7 protein-coding genes (1 of these 7 running past the window's edge) are annotated in these 5,363 nt (G+C 58.5%); 3 read left to right on the plus strand and 4 right to left on the minus strand.

Going from position 1 to position 5,363, the window contains the following annotated elements:
- Positions 1–399: 399 nt before the first annotated feature.
- Complete coding sequence (locus C482_RS21300) at positions 400–747, plus strand: hypothetical protein (RefSeq protein WP_152422033.1); 348 nt, start codon at positions 400–402, stop codon at positions 745–747.
- Entirely contained in the window at positions 723–2,132 is a 1,410-nt protein-coding gene (locus C482_RS15960) for a COG1361 family protein (protein WP_006168779.1), read from the plus strand. Before C482_RS21300 ends, C482_RS15960 begins: the two co-directional genes overlap by 25 nt.
- A 117-nt stretch (positions 2,133–2,249) precedes the next feature.
- Here the strand turns inward: C482_RS15960 and C482_RS15965 are convergent, their stop codons facing one another.
- Positions 2,250–3,050, minus strand: coding sequence for a chemotaxis protein CheW (locus C482_RS15965; protein ID WP_006168780.1), 801 nt, complete (start codon positions 3,048–3,050; stop codon positions 2,250–2,252).
- Between the two features lie 143 nt (positions 3,051–3,193).
- On the opposite strand from C482_RS15965, the gene C482_RS15970 reads away from it, so the two are divergent.
- Complete coding sequence (locus tag C482_RS15970; RefSeq protein ID WP_006168781.1) at positions 3,194–3,709, plus strand: chemotaxis protein CheW; 516 nt, start codon at positions 3,194–3,196, stop codon at positions 3,707–3,709.
- A 165-nt stretch (positions 3,710–3,874) separates the two neighbouring features.
- Here C482_RS15970 and C482_RS15975 read toward each other — a convergent pair whose 3' ends face one another.
- The 3 genes in view from C482_RS15975 to C482_RS15985 are tightly spaced (at most 15 nt apart) and all read right to left on the minus strand, a layout consistent with a single transcriptional unit that may run on beyond the window.
- Positions 3,875–4,645: a DUF5803 family protein gene (locus C482_RS15975; RefSeq protein ID WP_006168782.1), complete on the minus strand. Its 771-nt coding sequence runs from the start codon at positions 4,643–4,645 to the stop codon at positions 3,875–3,877.
- Positions 4,646–4,660: 15 nt separating this feature from the next.
- A complete protein-coding gene (locus tag C482_RS15980; RefSeq protein ID WP_049896866.1) occupies positions 4,661–5,335 on the minus strand; it encodes a DUF2110 family protein in 675 nt (224 codons plus the stop codon).
- A 15-nt stretch (positions 5,336–5,350) separates the two neighbouring features.
- Positions 5,351–5,363: the 3' end of a transcription factor TFIIE subunit alpha gene (locus C482_RS15985; protein WP_006168784.1), read on the minus strand. Its footprint extends 452 nt past the window's final position; the window shows 13 of its 465 coding nt (coding positions 453–465); the start codon falls outside the window, past its right edge; the stop codon is at positions 5,351–5,353.

Consider the following 5,363-nt stretch of genomic DNA (forward strand, 5'->3'; position numbering starts at 1 on the left):
CTCCGACTCGTTGTTGCAATCACCAACTACGAGCGAGGAAACGAACCGGGCTGTGAGAAGCTATGAGATGGATTCTATGACACGCTCCCTAAAGCCTATCAACAGAATAGTTATAATACAGACACTGTATTCGTCCGCTATAGCCGTGTGTCTACACCTTCAGCGAAACTTCACATGAAACAGTATGAAGGGATAAAACACCCGGTCGTACTCTGCTGGAGATAGATCCGCCCATCGGTGATTGCTGGTGGGTACGGATCATGGGATTAAAGACATATGACTGAACAATCACGACGAACGGTACTAAAGACGATCGGTGGTACAGGTGCGGTCGGAGCCATCTACGTGTCCACTGCTGGGGCACAAGAAGAACCCGACTGTGACGTCGAACTAGATGCATTGGACTTCGGTGAATTCTGTGTCGGCGACGAAGAGTGCGCAGAACTGGATCTGTCTGTAGGCTTAGGTGGCCTCCTGCCGGGCTTTGACGACTTCGAGCTAGCGGAGGTCGACATCGTTGGTGACACGGGCGTGTTCAACGTCGATGCCGATCTCGAAAACGGAGAACTCTCTCTGGTGGCGGAGTTCTGTCCGACATTCCCGGGTGACTTCGAGGCAACTGCTGTTGTCACAGTTGAAGATCCTATTGGCCTCCTTGAGGCAACCGTTTGTGTTGACCTCTTCGGGACGGGTATCGAATGTGAACCGAATTTCGAAGTCAAGTGGTTGACACCAACGACCCAGTAGAACCAGGTGAGACGCTCGAGGTCGACACAACGATCACAAACACCGGTGAGGAAGAGGGCACACAAGAGATCGTCCTCGAACTCAACGGTGATGTTCTCGATACGGCCGAGGTTACCCTTGGTCCCGGTGAGTCTGAGACGATCACGCTGAGTGGTGACACCGAAGGTCTCGAGCCCGGCGAGTACACGGCTACCGTCTCCAGTGACAATGATACCGCGGAGGTGACGGTCACGATTGGCGATGACGAACCGATCGACGACGGGCTCCAGGTGACGATCGAAAGCACCAACGCCCCAGTCGAACCTGGTGACGTCCTCGAAGTTGACGCACTCATCGAGAACCTGAGTGATGAAGAACTCACGCAGGACATCGTCCTCGAACTCAACGGTGAGGTTCTCGACACGGCCGAGGTTACCCTTGGTCCCGGTGATTCCGACACGATTACGCTGAGTGGTGACACCGAAGGTCTCGAGCCCGGTGAGTACACGGTCACCATCTCCAGTGACGACGACTCCGACTCAGTCACGATCACGATCGACGACGAACCGGTTGAGGACGGCTTCGAAGTCATCATCGAAGGTGTGACTGAGCCGATCGAGGTCGGTGATCTCCTCGAAGTCGAGGCACTCATCGAGAATACCAGCACTGAAACGATTACCCAAACAATCGAGGTCGCACTCAACGGAGAGGTACTCGATTCAGTGGAGGTCACACTCGAGCCTGGCGACTCCGAACTTGTGACCTTGAGCGTCGACACCAGCGATCTCGAGCCCGGTGAGTACACGGTCACCGTCTCGAGTGAGGACGACTCCGACTCGGTCACGATCACGATCGATCCCGAAACCGAACCAGGTGTGGTCTCTGTCTCGATTACGGACACGAATGCTCCGGTTGCGCCAGGTGACACGCTTGAAGTCGTCACCGCCGTGGAGAACACCGGTGATGAAGCGGTGACGCAAGACCTTACCCTCACGCTCAACGGTACTGTCCTCGATTCGGTGACAGTCGAACTTGATCCTGGTGAGTCCGACACCATCACCCTATCGACGAGCACTATCGGCCTTGAGCCTGGCACCTATACGATTACCGTCTCGATTGGCGACGTCTCCGGCTCAGTCACGATCACGATTGAAGAGGAAGAAGAAGAGGAAGAAGAGGAACCGGGAGAAACAGGTGACGCCATCGTCGAACAGAACATCAGTCAGAACAACAGCAACAGCCAGAGCGCCACTGCAGTGAACGGCGATGTCTCTCAGTCACAGGCAGTGGGACAGACCAACGACGCAAGTATCTCCAACACCACGGCGACCACCGGCTCTAACACCAACGTCGGAGACACTGACGTGGACCTCAGCAACCTCATCGAACAGTTCCTCGACGACTAGGGAGCTCTCTCCCCTGTAACCATTTGACTTTTTTCTTGCCGGCCTCTCTCGTTACTCAGCGAGACCATTCCGTCATCTACTGTGGACGGCGAAGAGGATGTCACTCTCGCCAGCCGGCTATCTGGAACGTGGGGACTCGAGTACCTGCTGTGTTGAGTCGAGGTGCCCGGCAGCGCGAAGGAGTTTCGAAACGTTGAGAACCGGCGTTGCTTCGATGACGGTCTGTGATGCGTTCGGTGAGGTGCGTCCCTCAGTATCAGCTGGTGTCTCGGCTATCGTGTTCTGTGTCGTGTCGGCTGTGCTGGCCGACGATGTCGCTTCACTCCCGTTGTCTGCCGTGTCGATGGATTCAATTACGGCACCGTTCCTTGAGTCGACAGTGTCCGGCCCGTCGGCAGGGTTGTGGAGACGCTCCCGCTCAGAACGACGCTCTCGTTTAAGAAGGGCGGTAACGAGTGGGTGCTCGAGTGCATCACCGTCGAAGACACTGTCCGTAATCGTTTCGTCGTCGAACACGTCGCTCTCTGGGAGTGCGTCGACGCCATAGACGTCGTTGACGTGGATCGCAGCAGCCTGTTGGTCAGCGTTGCGGTCGAAGACAAGCAGTTGTTCTCGGTCGCCATCCGACAGATCCGCCGGGAAGTGAACGGTCGGATCGATGACTGCCGTGATCTCGCCGCGGAGATCAGTCACGCCCTCGATCGCATCCGGCGAGCGAGGAACGGCCGTCATATCCGCCGGTACTTCGGTGGTCGTCCGAACGTCGTTGACCGGTGCAGCGAGGCGATGCGAGCCGACGCTGAAGAAGATGAATCGAACGCGGTCTTCTTCCTCGCGCTCCGATCGCGACTGTCGCGACCGATCGTCTCCTTTGTTGATGTCGATCCCGAGTACTTTCTCGGGTAACTCCGGGGCCATGGTCTTGTTCGAGTATCCCAGTCCAGCGATAAAACGTTGACTCCTGTGTCTGTTCATGGTGCTGAGTGGTCGATACCGAGTCCAGCAGCCACACTGTATGACACAAAGTACTTACTATCGTCGCTAGAACGGGCTCAAACAGCATGACGTTGGCCGCGGACGATGATGACGTAGATGAGAACGGAGATGGGACAACACTCGAACTCGATGCAACCGGCCGCGTGCAGGTCCTTACCTTCGATCTTGGATCAGCGCAGTACTGCGTCCGCACCGATGCCGTCGCCACCGTTCTCCCCATCGCAGACACCGCGGGCCTCGACTCGAGTGCCGACCCGTGGAACGCTGGCATCGTCACGGCAGACGAGACGCGGATTCGCGTCGTCGACCTCCACGCGATTTTCGAGGGGACGACCCGCGATCCGTCCAGTCTCGACGATCCGCTCTTGCTCGTTTTCGCCGAGACCGACGAGGACGAGGCCCACTACGGTTGGCTTGTCGATAACGTCGATGTGACACGGACAATTCGGCTCGAGGACATTGTGGCGACACAAACGACGACACGGTTCGTCGTTGGCCGACTCGAACCCGACGACGAGCGTGGCGTCGATGCCGTCGACACTGCTGTCGTCGTACTTGACGACACCGCACTGCATCGTTGAACTGCTGGCTGTATCGCACTGAACGGAGGCCGGTACGTTTGCTCTGTGACTCTCGATAGCCAGTGTCTCCAGTGGAGAAGATCTCCAGTAGAGAACTCGGGTACCAGTTAGCAAAAACGGAGGCTGCATCCCGAGCGTGACACGTCGGGCACACCACTGGGATGGCTACTTGAGCCCTGGCGGTGGTCCATCGTCGTCGTCTTCGATTTCGACGTCAAGACCGAGTTCCTCGCGTTGTTCCTGCAACTGCTGGACCTGCCGGTAGTAGTAGGCGACGCCGATGCCGCCGACGATGACGACCACACCGACGAGACCGAGGAACAGTGTCACGCCACCGGCGCTGTAGTAGCGCAGCGCAATCGTGCCGTCTGCGTTGTCCCAGTACAGTCGCTCCTGGTCGTCGACGACCTCGCGGTCGTAGCCGCTGGGACTGGCGTCACCGAACAGGAAGTTCGACGTGCGTTCTCCCTCCGGGAGTGTCACCTCGTAGGAGCCCGTAACGTACGTCGGCAGCTGGAACGTGCTCCCACCAGTCGCTCCGGAGAACGCGAGCGTCCCGTTCCCGTCCGGGACAGAGAGGTCGGTACTCGAGCGGTCCTGATCGACGTCGAGTTCGGAGCCGGTGACTTCGGTGCCGTTCGGGTACCAGTAGCGGACGCTATGGATGTCGAGGGGTTCCTCGCTGTAGAACGTCGATTGCGAGAGCGAGAAGTCCTCGGTGCCGTTCAGATCGTACACTGCACGGTACTCGCCGCTACTCAGGATGCCCCCTTCTTCAATGTCGATCCTGACGTCGGCCTCGCTGTCACGAAGGTCGTCGTACTCCTGCTCGCGGTCGAGTTCGTCGTCCGAAATGCCGGTGAAGAACATGGTACAGCCTGCCAGACCGATAAGCAGGACGACCGCGAGTGAGCCGAGAACGAGCCGTCTGTTCATGATAGTGATGACTGGTCAGGGGACAACACAGCGGAGTTCGGCTGGCAGGTACTGCCCGACGCTCGCGAGCAGTCCCGGTGGATCGGTGTTCTCGGTGCAGATGACGCTCTGTTCCAGCAGGCCGAGGCGCTCGATAGTGACGTAGTCCTGGGCGTGGCCGGCGCGGTTGAGCGTCGCACGAACTTCGGCACGGGTTGCGCTGTTGACGTTGAGGCGGCCGTCACCGCGCGTCCACTCGTAGAGGCGGTCGCGCTCTTCGTCTGCGAGCCGCGAGGGTTCGTCTTCCTCGGCGTCAGCATCGCCACCACCGCCGTAGACGAACTGCATCGGCAGATGCTGCACCAGTCCGTAGCGCTCGCGGATCTGCGTCGGCGACCCCGGTCCAAGCCCGAGTTCGTCCGCTGGAATGCGAACCGGCTGGCCGGCATCGAGCACGATACCGTCCTCGTCCCACGAATCAAGTGTCCCGATGTAGGTTTCGCCGGCTTCGAGATCAGGGACGATTTCGCCGAACTCCTCGCGGAGAACGTTTCGCGCGACAGTGGCGTCGTCACCCTCGATGGTAACAGACGGGAAGTCGTCGTGGCGCACCCCGAGGTCGAACTCGACCTCGAGGTCGCTGATTTCGTTGTTTACAAGCGAGCGCAGGGAATCCAGCGAGCGCTCGCGAGCGTCGCCCTCGACGTACAGTTTGGTTGCTGTCTCTTATACACATCTC

Origin of the sequence: Natrialba chahannaoensis JCM 10990 (assembly GCF_000337135.1) — an archaeon.
In the GTDB taxonomy this organism is placed as follows: domain Archaea; phylum Halobacteriota; class Halobacteria; order Halobacteriales; family Natrialbaceae; genus Natrialba; species Natrialba chahannaoensis.